17 protein-coding genes are annotated in these 16,957 nt (G+C 67.3%); 7 read left to right on the top strand and 10 right to left on the bottom strand.

Features of this window, described 5'->3' with window-relative positions:
- Window position 1: 1 nt before the first annotated feature.
- Window positions 2-514, top strand: a complete 513-nt coding sequence (locus DWF00_RS16835) for a hypothetical protein (RefSeq protein WP_114828885.1) — start codon at window positions 2-4, stop codon at window positions 512-514.
- Between the two features lie 94 nt (window positions 515-608).
- Here the strand turns inward: DWF00_RS16835 and DWF00_RS16840 are convergent, their stop codons facing one another.
- The 3 genes from DWF00_RS16840 to DWF00_RS16850 form a co-directional block, all read right to left on the bottom strand.
- Window positions 609-1,115, bottom strand: coding sequence for a DinB family protein (locus DWF00_RS16840; RefSeq protein WP_114828886.1), 507 nt, complete (start codon window positions 1,113-1,115; stop codon window positions 609-611).
- Between the two features lie 13 nt (window positions 1,116-1,128).
- The gene (locus DWF00_RS16845; RefSeq protein ID WP_114829291.1) at window positions 1,129-2,349 is read right to left on the bottom strand and encodes an NAD(P)/FAD-dependent oxidoreductase; all 1,221 of its coding nucleotides are present in this window, start codon (window positions 2,347-2,349) and stop codon (window positions 1,129-1,131) included.
- Between the two features lie 92 nt (window positions 2,350-2,441).
- Window positions 2,442-3,356, bottom strand: coding sequence for a LysR family transcriptional regulator (locus DWF00_RS16850; protein ID WP_114828887.1), 915 nt, complete (start codon window positions 3,354-3,356; stop codon window positions 2,442-2,444).
- Between the two features lie 238 nt (window positions 3,357-3,594).
- Between DWF00_RS16850 and amaB the strand changes: the two genes are divergently transcribed.
- The 3 genes from amaB to DWF00_RS16865 all read left to right on the top strand — a co-directional run bounded on the left by amaB (window position 3,595) and on the right by DWF00_RS16865 (window position 7,741).
- The gene (gene amaB, locus DWF00_RS16855) at window positions 3,595-5,118 is read left to right on the top strand and encodes an L-piperidine-6-carboxylate dehydrogenase (protein ID WP_114828888.1); all 1,524 of its coding nucleotides are present in this window, start codon (window positions 3,595-3,597) and stop codon (window positions 5,116-5,118) included.
- Window positions 5,119-5,140: 22 nt separating this feature from the next.
- Window positions 5,141-6,358, top strand: coding sequence for an acyl-CoA dehydrogenase (locus DWF00_RS16860; RefSeq protein ID WP_114828889.1), 1,218 nt, complete (start codon window positions 5,141-5,143; stop codon window positions 6,356-6,358).
- Between the two features lie 201 nt (window positions 6,359-6,559).
- Window positions 6,560-7,741, top strand: coding sequence for a CaiB/BaiF CoA transferase family protein (locus DWF00_RS16865; protein WP_114828890.1), 1,182 nt, complete (start codon window positions 6,560-6,562; stop codon window positions 7,739-7,741).
- A gap of 9 nt (window positions 7,742-7,750) precedes the next feature.
- Here the strand turns inward: DWF00_RS16865 and DWF00_RS16870 are convergent, their stop codons facing one another.
- On the bottom strand, window positions 7,751-8,155 hold the full coding sequence (locus DWF00_RS16870) for a type II toxin-antitoxin system VapC family toxin (RefSeq protein ID WP_245974013.1): 405 nt from the start codon (window positions 8,153-8,155) through the stop codon (window positions 7,751-7,753).
- Window positions 8,134-8,376: a type II toxin-antitoxin system Phd/YefM family antitoxin gene (locus tag DWF00_RS16875; protein WP_114828892.1), complete on the bottom strand. Its 243-nt coding sequence runs from the start codon at window positions 8,374-8,376 to the stop codon at window positions 8,134-8,136. Before DWF00_RS16875 ends, DWF00_RS16870 begins: the two co-directional genes overlap by 22 nt.
- A 54-nt stretch (window positions 8,377-8,430) precedes the next feature.
- On the opposite strand from DWF00_RS16875, the gene DWF00_RS16880 reads away from it, so the two are divergent.
- Window positions 8,431-10,104, top strand: a complete 1,674-nt coding sequence (locus tag DWF00_RS16880; RefSeq protein ID WP_114828893.1) for a thiamine pyrophosphate-binding protein — start codon at window positions 8,431-8,433, stop codon at window positions 10,102-10,104.
- A 74-nt stretch (window positions 10,105-10,178) separates the two neighbouring features.
- On the opposite strand, the gene DWF00_RS16885 is transcribed toward DWF00_RS16880, so the two are convergent.
- From DWF00_RS16885 to tal, 5 genes are all read right to left on the bottom strand, one after another.
- Window positions 10,179-10,814: a cytochrome b gene (locus tag DWF00_RS16885; protein ID WP_114828894.1), complete on the bottom strand. Its 636-nt coding sequence runs from the start codon at window positions 10,812-10,814 to the stop codon at window positions 10,179-10,181.
- Window positions 10,811-11,380, bottom strand: a complete 570-nt coding sequence (locus DWF00_RS16890) for a YceI family protein (protein ID WP_114828895.1) — start codon at window positions 11,378-11,380, stop codon at window positions 10,811-10,813. Before DWF00_RS16890 ends, DWF00_RS16885 begins: the two co-directional genes overlap by 4 nt.
- An 82-nt stretch (window positions 11,381-11,462) precedes the next feature.
- A complete protein-coding gene (locus DWF00_RS16895; RefSeq protein ID WP_114828896.1) occupies window positions 11,463-12,062 on the bottom strand; it encodes an HdeD family acid-resistance protein in 600 nt (199 codons plus the stop codon).
- A gap of 68 nt (window positions 12,063-12,130) precedes the next feature.
- Window positions 12,131-12,841 (bottom strand): SDR family NAD(P)-dependent oxidoreductase, encoded by a 711-nt coding sequence (locus DWF00_RS16900; RefSeq protein ID WP_114828897.1) that lies wholly within the window; start codon window positions 12,839-12,841, stop codon window positions 12,131-12,133.
- 3 nt (window positions 12,842-12,844) lie between these two features.
- The gene (gene tal / locus DWF00_RS16905; RefSeq protein ID WP_114828898.1) at window positions 12,845-13,819 is read right to left on the bottom strand and encodes a transaldolase; all 975 of its coding nucleotides are present in this window, start codon (window positions 13,817-13,819) and stop codon (window positions 12,845-12,847) included.
- Window positions 13,820-14,164: 345 nt separating this feature from the next.
- Between tal and DWF00_RS16910 the strand changes: the two genes are divergently transcribed.
- A complete protein-coding gene (locus DWF00_RS16910) occupies window positions 14,165-15,154 on the top strand; it encodes an ABC transporter substrate-binding protein (protein WP_114828899.1) in 990 nt (329 codons plus the stop codon).
- A 33-nt stretch (window positions 15,155-15,187) separates the two neighbouring features.
- Window positions 15,188-16,933, top strand: coding sequence for an ABC transporter permease (locus DWF00_RS16915; RefSeq protein ID WP_114828900.1), 1,746 nt, complete (start codon window positions 15,188-15,190; stop codon window positions 16,931-16,933).
- Window positions 16,934-16,957: the final 24 nt, after the last annotated feature.

Consider the following 16,957-nt stretch of genomic DNA (forward strand, 5'->3'; position numbering starts at 1 on the left):
CATGATGATCTTCAGCCGCATTCTCTACACCGGCATCGCCGGCGCGCTTCTGGCGGCCGCCGTGATGCTGATGGTGGTCGCCATCTGGCAGACGGCGACCGGGTTCTGGACCGGCGACGGCGCGCTCGACACGCTGCTCGACGGGATCGGCCTCGTCATCATCGCGGTCGCCGTCGCCGATGTCGGAAAATTCCTGTTCGAGGAAGAGGTGATCAGCGACCGCGAGCTGCGCCGCCCGGCCGAGGCGCGGGGCTCGCTCACAAAGTTCATGACGATCATCATCATCGCGCTCAGCCTGGAATCGCTGGTGCTGATCACCAAGGCCTCGCGGACGGCGATGAGCGACATCGTCTATCCCGGCCTGCTGGTACTGCTGGCGGTGCTGGCGATGGTCGGGCTCGGCCTGTTCCAGAAGCTCAGCCAGAACACGACGGCGATCGTGCCGGACATGAAGGAGGGCGAGGAGAAGGAGAAATCCTCGTCACGCAAGACTCCAGCAGCGAAGGAAGCATAGGCCGTCATTGCAAGCGTAGCGAAGCAATCCAGGGGCAGCCGGGCACCCAGCCCTCCTGGATTGCTTCGCTACGCTCGCAATGACGTCGCAGCGTTCAGCGCGGCTCGTCGACCAGGAAGAGGTCGGTATCCTCCGGCTTCGTGCCGGCTGCGGTCAGCATGGCGTGGATCTGGCCGCGATGATGGGTCTGGTGGTTGAAGAGATGGGCGATCGCCAGCGCGCGCGGCTTGCCCATCTCGCGGCCGGCGGCGCCGGAATACCAGATCAGCGTGCCGCGCAGCCAGGCGTGCTCGACCGTCTCGGACCAGGCGATGATCGCAGCGTCGCGCTCGGCGCGATGATGGCGAAACTCGGCCCAGTCCTTGAAATAGGTCACGGAATCGCGCCCGCCGATCGGCGGCTTCTCCGTGCCGATCAGGCGCGAGAGCCAGACCTCGTCAGCCCAGAGGACATGGTTGAACGTGCCGTGGATCGACTTGAAGAAGGCGCCGCGGTCGCGCCAGCGGGCCTCGTCGTCGAGCAGGTCGGCGGCATCGCACAAGCTCTTGTTCTGCCAGGCATTGTAGCGCGCCATGGTCTGGACATAGGCGGGATCGACCATCGCGGACGGCTCCTCAGATGATATTGGCCTCCGTCAAAGGCCTGCCGGCGACGATGCGCTCATGGCCGAGATCAGCAAGATCGAGCGTGCGATAGCGGCCATGCAGGATGTGCTCGGCAAGGCCGCGCCCGACCGCCGGCGATTGCTGCAGGCCGTGGCCGGAAAAGCCGTTGGCGAGGTAGAGGTTGGGCACCCCGACTGCCGGGCCGAGGATGGCGTTGCCGTCGAGCCCGTTTATGTCGTAGGGGCCGGCCCAGGCGCGGCCGGGCTTGATCGCCTCGAAGGCGGGCACGCGATGGGCAAGCGGCGCCCAGACATGCTCCTCGAAGAAGGACCAGTCGACATCCTCGACATCGGCGTCGCTCTCGATCCATTCGCGGTCGATCTCGGCCGGGGGCGAGGCGCCGCAAATGAACATCTGGCCGTCGCCGCTGCGCTTGCCTTCGGGGCGGCAATAGGCGCCGGAGGTGTCGATCAGCAGCGGGCAGTTCTCGACCTCGCCCTTGCAGGTGAAGCTGAAGACGTAGCGCTTCATCGACTTGACCGGAATCGCGATGCCGGCGGTGGCAGCGAGCCGGGCGCCATGAGTGCCGGAGGCGTTCACCGCCGCGGCGCAGGCGATGCGGCTGCCATCGGTGAGTTCGACGGCAATGAGCTTACCGGCTTCGACGATATAGCGGGCGACCTCGCCCTGGCGGTATTCGACGCCGAGCGCGCGTGCCTTCCTGCGAAACGCCTGCAGCACGGCCCAGCCGTCGAACCAGCCCTCGCCGCTGACGCCATAGGTGCCGCAGGCGAGGTCGGAGGTGTTCAGCCAGTCGAATTTGCTGCGCAGCATTTCTGCAGCATAAAGTGCGATATCGGCGCCTTCGGATTGCTGAAGCTTTTGATTTTGTTCAAGAATGTTGCGCGCCTCGTCGCCGGCGACATAGAGGTAACCGCCCTCGTGCAGATCGATCGAAGGCGCCTCGCCATCGACCGCGAGATGGCGGCCGATGTTGCGCAAAAAATCGATGCCGAAGAGCGAGATCCGGATGTTCACCAGGCTGGAGAATTGCTGGCGGATGGAGGCCGCCGAGAGCGCCGATGCCGAGTAGCGATAGGTCGGGTCCTTCTCGATCACGACCACCTTTCCCTTGAAGCCGGGATCGGCGGCAAGGTGGTAGGCGACGGAGGAGCCGATGGCGGCGCCGCCGCAAATCACGACATCGGCTGTTTCGGACAAGGACGGCATGACGGCCCCTCGCATGGCGGCCATGACATCGCGCGGCCGAGGTTGGTGAATTCAGCGCATGAATGACAAGGCGGCGGGCGCTTGTCGAGTGCCTAGGTCGCCGCAGCGAATTCGCCGAGCAGCCAGTCGCGGAAGGCTATCACCGCCGGCAGCCCGGCCTTGGCCTCGGGATAGACCAGATAATAGCCCTCCGTGCCGGTCACCGGCCGGTCGACCGGGACGACGAGCGCGCCCGAGCGCAACTCCTCCTCGATCAGGAAGCGCGGCACGATCGCCAAGCCCAAGCCCGCAACCGCAGCCTGCGAGACCATGGCGAATTGCTCGAAGCGCGGGCCCATCATGGCGCGCTCGGGCGGCAGGCCCTGCTTCTCCAGCCAGTTGGCCCAGGCGCGCGGCCTTGTCGATTGCTGCAGCAGCGGCACGCGCAGCATGTCGGCGGCCGTGACGATGCCGGCGCGCGCGATCAGCGAGGGCGCCGCGACCGGCACGACCTCCTCGCCCATCAGCCGGTGCAGCACCGCGCCGGGCCAGACCGGATCGCCGAAATGGATGGCCGCGTCGACCTCCTCGCGGCTGAAGTCGAAGGGCACCAGCCGCGTCGCAAAATTAATGGTGATGCCGGGATGGGCCTCGATGAAGCGCGGCAGGCGCGGGATCAGCCAGCGCGTGCCGAAGGTCGGCAGGATCGCCAGGTTGAGCACGCCGGCGGCGCCGCGAAAGGCCATGGCCGAGACGGTGGCCGCCGCCAGCCGCGACAAGCCATCGCGGATATCGGCGGCATAGGCGCTGCCGGCCGGAGTGAGGCTGACGCGCTTGCGCACGCGCTGGAACAGGCTGACGCCGAGTACCTTTTCGAGGTGCGCGACCTGCCGGCTGACCGCGCCCTGCGTCAGGCTCAGTTCCTCCGCGGCGCGAGTGAAACTGCCATGCCGGGCCGCCGCCTCGAAGGCGGCGAGCGCCGACAGCGAGGGCACCGAGAGGCGGCCGGGGATGAGTTCCAAGTTCATGATTTTCTCTCACCAACTGGTGAGAACATATCGGTTGCCGCGAGCGGCCGGAAGAGGGCATTGTGCCAAGATATGGGCGGCACTATCGCCCGAGCCCTCGTCCTGAGGAGCAGGCTTAAGCCTGCGTCTCGAAGGATGCTCCAGTTCGCAGTGCCCTGCTGGATCATCCTTCGAGACGCCGCTTCGCGGCTCCTCGGGATGAGGGCTGTGGGATTCTGACAGAAGGCTTCGGTTCGACATGGCTGCAACTGCTCTGCCGCAGGATACGCTCGCGCTGCTCAAGCGCCTCCGAGTGTCCGACGGCGCCTTCGCCTCCAAGGGGCTCGACGCCCATTCGCCGATCACCGGCGAGACCATCGTCACCCTGCGCGAAACCAGCGTTGCCGAGACCGAGGCCGCGATCGGCCGGGCGCAATCGGCCTTCCTGGCCTGGCGCAAGGTGCCGGCGCCGCGGCGCGGCGAGTTCGTGCGCCTGCTCGGCGAGGAGCTCCGCACCCACAAGGCCGATCTCGGCCTGCTGGTGACGATCGAGGCCGGCAAGGTCACCTCGGAGGGCCTCGGCGAGGTCCAGGAGATGATCGACATCTGCGATTTCGCCGTCGGCCTGTCGCGCCAGCTCTACGGCCTGACCATCGCGACCGAGCGCGCCAACCACCGCATGATGGAGACCTGGCACCCGCTCGGCGTCTGCGGCGTGATCTCGGCGTTCAACTTCCCGGTCGCGGTCTGGTCGTGGAACGCGGCGCTCGCCTTCGTCTGCGGCGACAGTGTGGTCTGGAAGCCCTCCGAGAAGACCCCGCTGACGGCGCTCGCGGTGCAGGCCATCACCGAGCGCGCGATGAAGCGCTTCGGGCCGGAGGCGCCGGTCGGCCTGTCGGAGATCCTGATCGGCGGGCGCGAGATCGGCGATGCGCTGGTGCAGGATCACCGCGTCCCCATCCTCTCGGCCACGGGCTCGACCCGGATGGGCAAGGAGGTCGGCCAGAAGCTCGCCGCCCGCTTCGCCCGCGCCATCCTCGAACTCGGCGGCAACAATGCCGCGATCGTCGCGCCCTCGGCCGATCTCGACCTGGCGCTGCGCGGCATCGCCTTCGCCGCGATGGGCACGGCCGGCCAGCGCTGCACCACGCTGCGCCGCCTGATCGTCCACGAGAGCGTCTACGACGCGCTGATCCCGCGCCTGATCAAGGTCTACGGCTCAGTGAAGATCGGCGACCCGCGCCAGGCCGGCGTTCTCGTCGGGCCGCTGGTGGATGAGGCCGCCTATCACGGCATGCAGAAGGCGCTGGGTGAGGCCCGTGCCGCCGGCGGCACCGTCCATGGCGGCGAGAAGGTCGATGTCGGCGCTGGCGGCTTCTATGTCCGCCCTGCCCTCGTGGAGATGCCGGAGCAGGTTGGCCCGGTCGAGCGCGAGACCTTCGCGCCGATCCTCTACGTGATGAAGTACAGGGCGCTGGACCAGGCGATCGCCATACAGAACGCCGTCGGCGCCGGCCTGTCCTCCTCGATCTTCACGCTCGACATGCGCGAGGCCGAGAGCTTCATCTCGGCGGAAGGCTCGGATTGCGGCATCGCCAACGTCAATATCGGCCCGTCCGGCGCGGAGATCGGCGGGGCCTTCGGCGGCGAGAAGGAGACCGGCGGCGGCCGCGAGGCGGGCTCGGATGCCTGGAAAGCCTATATGCGCCGCGCTACCAATACGCTCAACTACGGCACGACCTTGCCGCTGGCGCAGGGCGTCAGCTTCGACGTCGACGCCTGACGGGACCAAGGGGAGAACGACCATGACTGAGCCCGCCCGCGCCCATTCCACCAGCGAAAAGCCCGCCGCGTTCAAGTGGGACGATCCGTTCCTGTTCGAGGACCAGCTCAACGAGGACGAGCGGCTGATCCGCGACACGGCCCGCGACTTCGCCCAGGAGAAGCTGCTGCCGCGTGTTTCGGAAGCGTATCTCAACGAGACCACCGACCGCGGCATCTTCAACGAGATGGGCGAACTCGGCCTGCTCGGCGTGACGCTGCCGGAGGAATACGGCTGCGCCGGCGCCAACTACGTTTCCTATGGCTTGGTGGCGCGCGAGGTCGAGCGGGTCGATTCCGGCTACCGCTCGATGATGTCAGTGCAGTCCTCGCTGGTGATGTACCCGATCTACGCCTATGGCGACGAAAGCCAGCGCAAGAAGTACCTGCCCAAGCTCGCTTCGGGCGAATGGGTCGGCTGCTTCGGCCTGACCGAGCCCGACGCCGGCTCCGACCCCGCGGGCATGAAGACCCGCGCCGAGAAGGTCGCCGACGGCTACAAGCTGACCGGCTCGAAGATGTGGATCTCGAACTCGCCGATCGCCGACGTCTTCGTGATCTGGGCCAAATCGGTCGCGCATGACAACCAGATCCGCGGCTTCATCCTCGAGAAGGGCATGAAGGGGCTGTCGGCGCCGAAGATCGGCGGCAAACTCTCGCTGCGCGCTTCGATCACCGGCGAGGTCGTCATGGACGGCGTCATCGTGCCGGAAGAGAACCTGCTGCCGAACGTCTCCGGCCTGAAGGGTCCGTTCGGCTGCCTCAACCGCGCCCGCTACGGCATCTCCTGGGGCGTGCTCGGGGCGGCCGAGGATTGCTTCCACCGCGCCCGGCAATACGGGCTCGACCGCAAGCAGTTCAACAAGCCGCTCGCCCAGACCCAGCTCTTCCAGAAGAAGCTCGCGGACATGCAGACCGAGATCTCGCTCGGGCTTCAGGGTAGCTTGCGGGTCGGCCGGCTGATGGACGAGGGCAAGGTGGCGCCGGAGATGATCTCGATCGTCAAGCGCAACAATTGCGGCAAGGCGCTCGACATCGCCCGCCAGGCCCGCGACATGCACGGCGGCAACGGCATCTCGATCGAATACCATGTCATGCGCCACTCGGCGAACCTGGAGACGGTCAACACCTATGAGGGTGCGCATGACGTGCACGCGCTGATCCTGGGGCGGGCGATCACCGGGCTGCAGGCGTTTTTCTGAGCGAATGATGCGCCTGACGATTGCCGAACAGGGCTCTGCCCTCCCCCCGCTTGCGGTGGGGAGGGTCGGGTGGGGGGCCGAACGACCGGGTTCGCACCTTGCCCGGCCGGCCTCCAACAGCGCGGCAGTCGCCTCAGTCGATCACTCGCCCCCCCACCCTAACCCTCCCCACCGCAAGCGGGGGGAGGGAACGAGCGTGCCATGACCTCTCCTCCCCTCGCCGGCCTGCGCGTCCTCGAACTGGCGCGCATCCTCGCAGGCCCGTGGATCGGGCAACTGCTCGCCGATCTCGGCGCCGATGTCGTCAAGGTCGAGGCGCCTGAGGGCGACGACACGCGCAAATGGGGGCCGCCCTTCGTCGAGGGCAAGGATGGCGAGCACCTCTCGGCCGCCTATTTCCACTCGGCCAATCGCGGCAAGCGCTCGATCACGGCCGATTTCCGCAGCGAGGAAGGCCAGGCGCTGGTGCGCCGGCTGGCTTCCCATGCCGATGTGGTGATCGAGAACTTCAAGGTCGGCGGGCTCGAGAAATACGGGCTCGATGCCGCCTCGCTCCGCGCCGCCTATCCCCGGCTGATCTACTGCTCGGTCACCGGCTTCGGCCAGGATGGCCCTTATGCCCCGCGCGCCGGCTACGACTTCCTGGTCCAGGGCATGGGCGGGGCCATGTCGGTCACCGGCGAGCCGAGTGGCGCGCCGATGAAGACCGGCTATGCCGTCGCCGACATCTATACCGGGCTCTATGCCTCGGTCGGCATCCTCTCGGCGCTGCGTCGGCGCGATGCCACCGGCGAGGGCGCGACGCTCGACCTCGCGCTACTCGACACGCAGATCGCCGTGCTCGGCAATCAGGCGATGAACTACCTCGTCTCGGGCAAGCCCGCTCCGCGGCTCGGCAATGCCCACCCGAACATCGTGCCCTATGACGTCTTCCCGGTCGCCGACGGGCACATCATCATCGCGACCGGCAATGACGGGCAGTGGCGCAAGCTCTGCGAGGTGCTGGGCGAGCCGGCGCTGGCTGCTCATCCCGACTATGCCGAGAACCGCTCGCGCGTCGCCAACCGCGTCGCGCTGACCGAGAAGCTGCAATTCCTGACACAGCGCTACGGCAAGGCCGACCTGCTGGCGGCGCTGGAGAAGGTCGGCGTGCCCGCCGGGCCGATCAACGGGATCGACGAGGTTTTTGCCGACCCGCAGGTGATTGCTCGCGGCGTCAGGGTCGATCTGCCATCGGAAGCCGCGACGAACGGCACGATCCCGACCGTCGCGTCGCCAATCGTGATCGACGGCGTCAGGCAGGTCGCGCCCATCCCAAGCCCTCGCCTTAACGAGCATCACGACGACATTCTGAACGATCCCGCCTGGGGCGGAGGCGGCTGAATGCCCCGCTCACCAGAGACGGCGCGCGCCGAGCGCATCGAAGGCCGCGTCGGAGGAGACGATTGTCAGCTCCTCGATGATTGCCTGCGCAGCGAGCATCCGGTCGAATGGATCGCGATGCTCGCCCGGAATAGCACCCGCGAGAAGGGCGTGCTCGTTCGAGAGCGGGAGTGCGATGAAACCGTCGGCAGCCAAGGCGTCGGCAAAGGTCGCAAGCACGTTTTCGACGCCCGGGAGCTTTCCAACTCTATGCTTGGTCGCGATCTCCATTGCCGAGATCGAGCTCACATGGACCTGATTATTTCTGTCCAGGATTGGCCCGAGGACCTGTGGCCTCAATGCTCTGCCGCCGAGCCAGAACCAAAGAAGGGCCGAGGTATCGAGAAGGAGCCTCAATCGTCGCGCCCTTCCCACAGCCGAAGCTCTTCCTCCGGCAAGGGTTCGAAGAATTCAGGTCCGATGTCGAACTGGCCGGCAAAGCGCCCCGGCTTACGCTCCGGCCGCGCCTGCTCAATCGGCACCAGCCGCGCAACCGGCTTGTCGCGGCGCGAGATCACGACCTCGCCGCCCTTCTCGACCTCCTCGATCAAGCGGGAGAGGTTCGTCTTGGCCTCGTGGATGGTGACGCGCGTCATTGCGGCCTCCTCGCTCAACCTGACCAACTTAGCTAAGTATCGGAGTCAAGGTCAATGACGACACCACGCACCGGCGGGCAGATCCTCGTCGACCAACTCCTGATCCACGGCGCGACCGACGCGTTCTGCGTGCCGGGCGAGAGCTATCTCGCAGTGCTCGACGCGCTGCACGACGCCAAGCTCAAGGTCACGATCTGCCGGGCCGAGGGCGGCGCGGCGATGATGGCCGAGGCCGCCGGCAAGCTCACCGGCAAGCCCGGCATCTGCTTCGTGACGCGCGGTCCCGGCGCGACCAACGCCTCGCCGGGCATCCACATCGCCGACCAGGACTCGACCCCGATGATCCTGTTCGTCGGCCAGATCGAGCGCGGCATGCGCGAGCGCGAGGCCTTTCAGGAGCTCGACTACCGCGCTGTCTTCGGCACGATGACGAAATGGGCGACCGAGATCGACGATGCCGCGCGCATCCCCGAGATCATCAGCCGCGCCTTCCATGTCGCGACGGCCGGGCGTCCCGGCCCGGTCGTGATCGCGCTGCCCGAGGACGTGCTGACCGACCTCGCCGATGTAGCCGACGCGCAGCCCTACCAGGTCACCGAGACGCATCCCTCGCTGCTCCAGACCATCGACCTGCAGAAGCGGCTCTGGGCGGCGAAGTCGCCGGTCGCGATCTTGGGCGGCTCGCGCTGGAACCCGCAGGCGATCGAGCGCTTCCAGCGCTTCGCCGAGCGCTTCGACCTGCCCGTCGCCGTCTCCTTCCGTCGGCAGATGCTGTTCCCGGCCGACCATCCGAATTTTGCGGGCGATCTCGGCATTGGGCCCAATCCGAAGCTCTTGAAACGCATCCAGGAGAGCGACCTCGTCCTGCTGGTCGGCGGGCGGCTCTCGGAAATGCCGAGCCAGTCCTACACGCTGTTCGGCATTCCCAATCCCGGCCGGCCGCTGGTGCATGTCCATCCTGATCCGGAAGAGCTCGGCCGCGTCTACCGGCCCTCGCTCGCGATCAACGCCTCGCCGACTGCGTTCTGCGCGGCGCTGGAGACCGTGCATCCGCCGCAGGTCATTCCCTGGGCCGGCGCGGCGGCCGAGGCGCACGAGGCCTATCTCGGCTGGAGCGAGCAGCCGGCGCCGGTGCCGGGCGCCTTCCATCCCGGCGAGGCCGTGACCTGGCTGCGGCGCAACCTCCCCGCCGACGCGATCCTCTGCAACGGCGCCGGCAATTACGCGACCTGGGTGCACCGCTTCCATCGCTTCACGAAGTTCGCGACGCAGCTTGCGCCGACCTCGGGCTCGATGGGCTATGGCGTGCCGGCCGCGATCGGCGCCAAGCGGCTGTTTCCCGAGCGCACCGTGATCGCCTTCGCCGGCGATGGCTGCTTCCTGATGAACGGGCAGGATTTCGCCACCGCCGTGCAGTATGAGCTGCCGGTGATCGTCATCGTGGTCGATAACGGCATGTACGGCACGATCCGCATGCATCAGGAGCGGCATTATCCCGGCCGCGTCTCGGCGACGATGCTGAAGAACCCGGATTTCGCAGCCTATGCCAAGGCCTTCGGTGGCTATGGTGAGCGCGTCGAGACCACCGCGGAGTTCGCCCCCGCCTTCGAGCGCGCGGTGGCAAGCGGCAAGCCTTCGATCCTGCACTGCATCCTCGATCCCGAGGCGATCACGCCGGCCAAGACGCTGAGCACGATCCGGGCCGAGGCGCTGGCGGCGAAGGGGTGAGCCGTCATTGCGAGGAGCGTAGCGACGAAGCAATCCAGGGGGTCTCGCTCACCCGGTCCCCCTGGATTGCTTCGCTACGCTCGCAATGACGGCTGGGCTTTGCGGGAACCGAACCACATCCGGCGTAGCAGGTTGTCGCGCCAGAACACGACATGGACGGCCGCCGCCGCGAAATGCACGGCGCCGAGCGCCAGCAGCGCGTTGCCGGCGAAATCGTGCAGGCGCAGCATCAACTCGTAGGTTGCCTTGTCCGGGCCGATCGGATGCGGCACCTGGAACAGGCCGAAATAGAGCGTCGGGATCTGGATCGGCGAGGACGCGGCGAGCAGCAGGCCGGTGACCGGCAGCGCGACGACGCAGAGATAGAGCCCGGCATGGACCGCGTCGCTGGCGAATCGCAGCAGGCGCCCATCATTGGCTGATGGCGGCGGCTTGACGAGGAGCCGCAGCAGCAGGCGGGCGACGACGAAGCCCGCGACGGTCAGGCCGATCGACTTGTGCAGCTGGTAGAGCTCGAAACGCTCGACGAGGTTGCGCGTCTCGTCCTGCATCGGGCTGGCGATCAGGAACTGCGCCGCGATCAGGATCAGAGTGAGCCAGTGCAGCGCGACCAGGGCCGGGTGCCAGCGTGCCGGCGGGTTGGCTTCTCCAGACGCATTTTCTTGACGCGAACCGGCAGCCACTTCGCCCGACAATGCCTCGGGACTCATCGCATCACCTGGCCCTTGATGACGAGATCGACCTTGTCATCGACGACGTTGACGTCGCGGCCGATCTCGAAGGCCGGGCGCAGGAAGGAGCCGCTGGCGCTGAACGGCAACTTGTCGCCGCGCTTGGCCCGCTCGATATCGCCGTCGACCGTCACGCTCACCGTGATCGGCTGGGTGATCGAGCGGATGGTCAGATTGCCCTTGATGTCGAGGCTGCGGTCGCTTGTGCGGGTGACGCTGGTCGAGGTGAAGCTGGCATTGGGGAAGCGGGCGGTGTCGAGCATGCTCTCGCCCTTGATGAAGCCATCCATCAGCGACGAGCCGGCCGTGACCGAGCCGGTATCGATCGTGACCCTGATCCGGCTCTTCTCCGGGTGGTCGAAATCGAGCCCGAGCGCGCCGTCGAAGCGACCGAACTTGCCCGTCGCGACCACCGCACCGAAGCGATGCGTGACGAAGCTGAGCTCGGTCGAACTTCGGTCGAGCTTCCAGGCCGTCTGGGCCGAGGCCGGGCCGGCGAAAAGCATGGCGGAAAGGGCGAGTGCAGGAGCGAATGAGTATTGCATGGCCGCAATCTGCTGCCCGGTTGATGGCCGAGCCGTGGCAAAGATCTTGCGCTCACGCAAAAGCAAGGCGGCGCGAACGCGCTCAGTGGGCGTGCTTGCTAATCACGCCGTCGAAGGTCGAGCGGATCGCGCGGGCCAGCGCGATGCTGGCCCAGCCCTGCACGATCAGCTCGAAGGCCAGGAAGGTGCCGAGGACCCACAGGCCCGAACTCGGCCATTGCGCCAGGATCAGCACGCCGAGCGCCAGCGAGAGCAGTCCCGAGATCAGGATCCAGATCCAGGCCTTCATCGGCCGGGTCTGAAAGGCGACGAAGGTGCGGAGGCAGCCGACCGCGACCAGCATGATGCCGGCGACCAGCGTCAGCGACAGTGTCGCCGCAAGCGGATTGAGGAAGGTGAAGATGCCGAGCGCGAGGTAGAGCAGGCCGATCAGGACGTGCATCAGCCGGCTCTTCCAGCCGCCATGCCGGGCGGCATCGACCAGCATGATGATGCCACCGACGAAGATCATCGCGCCGAACCAGATCGCGCTGGCAACGCTGAGCAGCGCCACCGCGCCCAGGCCAAGTATGCCGAGGATGATGAGCGCGATGCCGGCGGCGAGCAGCCAGCCCCAGTTGCGCCGCAGCGGGATCAGGTGCGTGCCGAGCGATGGCGGATGATGCAGCGGGGCTTCGGACATGATCGCCACCTCCGGCGGGGCCTTACGCTAGGTTCCCACCGGCGGCTGACGGCGTCAACAGCGCGGCCTCAATAGGTCGCGCGGCCGCCCGAAAGGTCGAACACGGCGCCCGTCGAGAAGCTGCACCGCTCGCTCGCCAGCCAGGCGACGAGCTCGGCCAGTTCCTCGACCTCGCCAAGGCGCCCGAGCGGGCTCTTGGCGATCATCGCCGCGACCGTCTCGGGCGACATCTGCTGCAGGATGTCGGTGTCGATCGCGGCGGGCGCGACCGCGTTGACCAGCACGCCGGTCTGCGCCAGCTCCTTGCCATGCGACTTGGTGAAGGCGAGGACGCCGGCCTTGGCCGCGCTATAGGCGGACAATGTCGGCGTGCCCTCCTTGCCAGCGAGCGAGGCGATGTTGACGATGCGGCCATAGCCGCGCGTCGCCATGACATCGGCGACCGCCCGCGAGCACAGGAAGGTGCCGGTCAGGTTGACCGCCTGGACCTTCAACCATTGCGCCAAAGGCGTCTCGGCGACTTTCGTCGACGGCCCGGTCATCCCCGCATTGTTGACGAGCACGGCGATCGGGCCATGCTCGCTCTCGGTGCGCGAGACGGCTGCCGCGACCTGCTCCTCGTTGGATACGTCGCAGGCGATATGACCCCAGCCGCGCTCGCGCGGTGCTTCCAGGTCCCAGATCACGGGCGTCAGCCCATCCTGCTCGAGCCGGTCGGCAATGGCGCGACCAATACCCTTGGCGCCGCCGGTGACGACGGCGATCGGTGATTGCGGCATGGTTCAGGCGAGCTTTTCGGCGACCAGCTTGCGCAGGCTGACGAGGTCCTTGACGAAGCCGCGGATGCCCTCGGCCAGCTTTTCCGTCGCCATCGCGTCCTGGTTCATGGCGAAGCGGAAAGCCTTCTCGTCGAGAACGATCTTCTTTGCGCCGTCCGGGGAGGCAACCTGCGGCGAGGACGCCGGAGACAATTTGCGCGGCAGCTCGCCGGTCGCCGCAGCCAGTTCGTCGAGCAGGCTGGGGCCGATCGTCAGCCGGTCGCAGCCGGCCAGCGCCTCGATCTCGCCGGTGTTGCGGAAGGAGGCGCCCATCACCACCGTCTTGATCCCGAACGCCTTGTAGTAGGCGTAGATGCTCTTGACCGAGACGACGCCCGGATCGGTCTCGGCCGTGTAGGGGCCGCCGCCGGCCTTGACGTGCCAATCGAGGATGCGGCCGACGAAGGGCGAGATCAGGAAGGCCTTGGCATCGGCGCAGGCGACGGCCTGCGGCAGCGCGAAGAGCAGGGTCAGGTTGCAGTCGATGCCCTCGGCCTGCAGCACCTTGGCGGCCTGGATGCCCTCCCAGGTCGAGGCGACCTTGATCAGGATGCGGTCGCGCTCGATGCCGCGCTCCTCATAGGCGGCGATGATGGCGCGCGCCTTGTCGATGCTCGCCTGCGTGTCGAAGGAGAGGTCGGCGTCGACCTCGGTCGAGACCCGGCCGGGCACGATCTTGGTCAGCTCGGCGCCGAAGGTGACGGCCAGCCGGTCGCAGACCGCATTGACGCGCGCCTCGCCGGAATGGCTCGCCTTCTTGCCCCAGGCAATGGCCTCCTCGACCAGCGCGGCATAGGCCGGCGTCTCGACGGCCTTGAGCAGCAGGGTCGGATTGGTGGTGCAATCGACCGGCTTGAGGCGGCGCACCGCTTCGATGTCGCCGGTATCGGCGACGACCGTGGTCATCTGGCGGAGCTGGTCGAGCTTGGAGGCGGTCATGGCGATCCTGCGGAATTGACGGCTGTGAACTCTGCTTTGAAGAGAACTCTGCTTTCGAAGAACTGCGACCCTGGGGCGCAGTTCCAACGCGGTCAAGCAGGTCGCGAGCAGAGGCGGCCTGCACGAGCCGGTTAAAGCCTGTCATGGGGCGATGGCCATCCCATGACCTTAGCCGGCCATCAAAAATGCGGCATGGGTGCCATAGCGACGAAAATCCGATTGCTTCCTGCCTCGGCTTGGGCTGGAAACGCACGCACCAGCACGGACGCGACGTTCACCGATGTGTCACATGGCTGGTCTACCGCGACCGCTTGGCCCGCTCGGGCCTCCGGACAGGAGAGAAACATGCGTTCCAATGCGGTGATCGCGCTGGCTGCGGCCGGCCTTGCTCTGGGCGCCCTTGCGTCGCAACCGGCCATGGCCGTCGAAGGCAAGCTGGTGCTCTATACCAGCCAGCCCAATACCGACGCCCAGCAGACGATCGACGGCTTCAAGGCGAAATACCCCAACGTCGACGTCAGCTTCGTCCGCGACGGAACGCCGCGCGTCATGGCGAAGCTGCGGGCCGAGTTCGAGGCCGGCGCGCCGCAGGCCGACGTGCTGCTGATCGCCGACGCGGTGACGATGGAAGGCCTCAAGAAGGAGGATCGCCTCCTCGCCTATGACAAGGCCGACCTCTCGGCCTATCCGGCCGGCATCCATGATCCGCAGAAGATGTGGTTCGCCACCAAGCTGATCACCACCGGCATCGTCTACAACACCAAGGCGACGATGAAGCCGACGAGCTGGCTCGACCTGACCAAGCCGGAAGTCAAGAACCTGCTGGCCATGCCGAGCCCGCTGAATTCCGGCGCCGCGATGATCCACACGATCACGCTGACCGGCAGCCTGCCGGGCGGCTGGGGCTACTATGAAGAGCTGAAGAAGAACGGCGCGCTCGCCGCCGGCGCCAATGGCGACATCCTGCGCCAGGTCGCCACCGGCGAGAAGCTCTACGGCATGATCGTCGACTTCATGCCGATCCGCGAGAAGGCCAAGGGCGCGCCGGTCGAGTTCGTCTTCCCGAAGGAAGGCGTCTCCGCCGTCAGCGAGCCGGTCGCGATCCTGAAGAGCACCAAGAACCCGGAAGCCGCCAAGGCCTTCATCGACTTCGTCCTGTCGAAGGACGGCCAGGAGCTGACGCTGAAGCAGGGCTATGTCGCCGCCCATCCGGCGGTCGCGCTGCCGGCCGGCTACCCGGCCCGCGACGCGATCAAGCTGATGCCGTTCGACGCCGGCAAGGCGCTCGCCGACGAGGCCGCCTCGCGCAAGCGCTTCAGCGCGATCTTCGAGTGATCGTCGCCGTGAAGCGGGTTTGAGCGCATCGCCATGACGCTGGCAGCTCCAGCAGATGTGCGGCGAACCCGCTTCCGCCCGGCCCTGCCGGGACTGAGACTGCCGGCAGGGCTCTTCCTGCCGGTTGCGGTGATGCTGAGCGCAATCCTGCTCGGCGCGCTGCCCTTCCTGCGGCTCGCCATCGCCGCCTTCGCGCCGGGCTGGCAGTTCGCACCTGACGCGGCGCTGGCCGAGATGAGCAGCCGCGCCGCGGTCACCGCGACGCTGCACACCTTCGAGACCGCCGGCTTCTCGGCGCTGGGCGCGCTGCTGGTCGGCGGCGCCGTGGCGCTCCTGCTTTGCACTACCGACGTGCGCGGCAAGCGGCCGCTCGCCTTCGCCTTCGTCTTCTCGATGATGATCGCGCCGCAGGTGGCAGCTTTGGCCTTCCTCAGCCTGTTCGCGCCGAATTCGCCGGTGCTGGCGCTGCTCGGCCTGTCGCCGGAGCCGGGCACGCCGAACCCGCTGCTCGGCTCGGGCGGCATCATCCTTGTCATGGCTCTGCATCACGCGCCGCTGGTGGCGATCACGCTCTGGACCGGCCTGCGCAGCGTGCCGCATTCGCTGGTCGAGGCGGCGCAAATGGAAGGCGCCGCGCCGTTCACGATCGTCACCCGCATCCTGCTGCCGGTGCTGCGGCCGCAATTGATCGCGGCGGCCTTGATCGCCTTCGTCGCCGGCATCGGCAATTTCGGCATCCCGGCCCTGCTCGGCCTGCCGGTGAACTATTTGACCTTGCCGACGCTGATCTACCGGCGGCTGTCGAGCTTCGGCCCGGCCGGGCTGCCTGATGCCGCGGCGCTCTCGCTGCTGGTCGCGCTGGTGGCGGGCCTCGGCATCATCGCCGGCATGCTGGCGACGCGGCGCGCGGGCGGCAAGGTCGAGATCGAGAAGCCACTGGAGCCGTTCTGGCGGCTCGGCAGGGCCCGGCCGCTCGTTGCCGGCGGGCTCTGGCTCCTGCTCGCGCTCAAGCTCGGCCTGCCCTTCCTCGCCCTGCTTGGCGAGGCGTTGACGCCGGCGCTCGGCGTAGCGCTGTCCTGGCAGAGCCTGACCTTCGACAAGTTCGCCGAGGTGCTGATCCGGCAGAACGTCACGGTACGCGCCTTCCGCAACTCGTTCCTGTTCGCGGGTACGGCCGCGGTGATCCTCGCCTTCGTCTCAATCGCCTTCGCCTATGCGCTGGAGCGGCGGATGGGCAAGTTCCGGCGCGTCGTCGAGCTGGTGATCGAGCTGCCCTATGCGCTGCCCGGCGTCGTGCTAGCCATCGCCTGCATCCTGATGTTCCTGAAGCCTCTGCCGCTGATCGGCGTCAGCATCTATGCCACCCCCTTCATCATCCTCTTCGCCTATCTCGCCCGCTTCATGCCGCTGGCGCTGAAGGCGCCGGTCGCGGCGATGGCGCAGATCGAGGCGCATCACGAGGAGGCGGCGAAGCTCGACGGCGTCACGCTCTGGCAGATGCTGCGCTACATCGTGGCGCCGATCCTAGCGCCCGCGGCGACGGTGAGTGCGCTTATGGTCTTCCTCGTCGCCTTCAACGAGCTCACCGTCTCCGCGCTGCTCTGGTCCTCCGGCACCGAGACCCTCGGCGTCGTGCTGTTCAGCCTGAAGGAGGCCGGGCTCGCCGGCGAGGCGGCGGCGATCGCGATCAGCGCATCGGCCGTGATCCTCGTCGTGATGCTGCTGCTCGACCTCTGCGCCAAGCGCCTGCCGGACAAGGTCCTGCCCTGGCGGATCTGACACGCAGGCCTTTGCCCGGGGGCA

Origin of the sequence: Allobosea caraganae (assembly GCF_003351345.1) — a bacterium.
GTDB lineage: Bacteria > Pseudomonadota > Alphaproteobacteria > Rhizobiales > Beijerinckiaceae > Allobosea > Allobosea caraganae.

What these genes read in the sequence shown, in the direction of transcription:
- DWF00_RS16835 (WP_114828885.1), top strand. Translation starts at nt 2, where the DNA reads ATGATGATCTTCAGCCGCATTCTCTACACCGGCATCGCCGGCGCGCTT.
- DWF00_RS16840 (WP_114828886.1), bottom strand. Translation starts at nt 1,115, where the DNA reads ATGGTCGATCCCGCCTATGTCCAGACCATGGCGCGCTACAATGCCTGG.
- DWF00_RS16845 (WP_114829291.1), bottom strand. Translation starts at nt 2,349, where the DNA reads ATGCCGTCCTTGTCCGAAACAGCCGATGTCGTGATTTGCGGCGGCGCC.
- DWF00_RS16850 (WP_114828887.1), bottom strand. Translation starts at nt 3,356, where the DNA reads ATGAACTTGGAACTCATCCCCGGCCGCCTCTCGGTGCCCTCGCTGTCG.
- amaB (WP_114828888.1), top strand. Translation starts at nt 3,595, where the DNA reads ATGGCTGCAACTGCTCTGCCGCAGGATACGCTCGCGCTGCTCAAGCGC.
- DWF00_RS16860 (WP_114828889.1), top strand. Translation starts at nt 5,141, where the DNA reads ATGACTGAGCCCGCCCGCGCCCATTCCACCAGCGAAAAGCCCGCCGCG.
- DWF00_RS16865 (WP_114828890.1), top strand. Translation starts at nt 6,560, where the DNA reads ATGACCTCTCCTCCCCTCGCCGGCCTGCGCGTCCTCGAACTGGCGCGC.
- DWF00_RS16875 (WP_114828892.1), bottom strand. Translation starts at nt 8,376, where the DNA reads ATGACGCGCGTCACCATCCACGAGGCCAAGACGAACCTCTCCCGCTTG.
- DWF00_RS16880 (WP_114828893.1), top strand. Translation starts at nt 8,431, where the DNA reads ATGACGACACCACGCACCGGCGGGCAGATCCTCGTCGACCAACTCCTG.
- DWF00_RS16885 (WP_114828894.1), bottom strand. Translation starts at nt 10,814, where the DNA reads ATGAGTCCCGAGGCATTGTCGGGCGAAGTGGCTGCCGGTTCGCGTCAA.
- DWF00_RS16890 (WP_114828895.1), bottom strand. Translation starts at nt 11,380, where the DNA reads ATGCAATACTCATTCGCTCCTGCACTCGCCCTTTCCGCCATGCTTTTC.
- DWF00_RS16895 (WP_114828896.1), bottom strand. Translation starts at nt 12,062, where the DNA reads ATGTCCGAAGCCCCGCTGCATCATCCGCCATCGCTCGGCACGCACCTG.
- DWF00_RS16900 (WP_114828897.1), bottom strand. Translation starts at nt 12,841, where the DNA reads ATGCCGCAATCACCGATCGCCGTCGTCACCGGCGGCGCCAAGGGTATT.
- tal (WP_114828898.1), bottom strand. Translation starts at nt 13,819, where the DNA reads ATGACCGCCTCCAAGCTCGACCAGCTCCGCCAGATGACCACGGTCGTC.
- DWF00_RS16910 (WP_114828899.1), top strand. Translation starts at nt 14,165, where the DNA reads ATGCGTTCCAATGCGGTGATCGCGCTGGCTGCGGCCGGCCTTGCTCTG.
- DWF00_RS16915 (WP_114828900.1), top strand. Translation starts at nt 15,188, where the DNA reads ATGACGCTGGCAGCTCCAGCAGATGTGCGGCGAACCCGCTTCCGCCCG.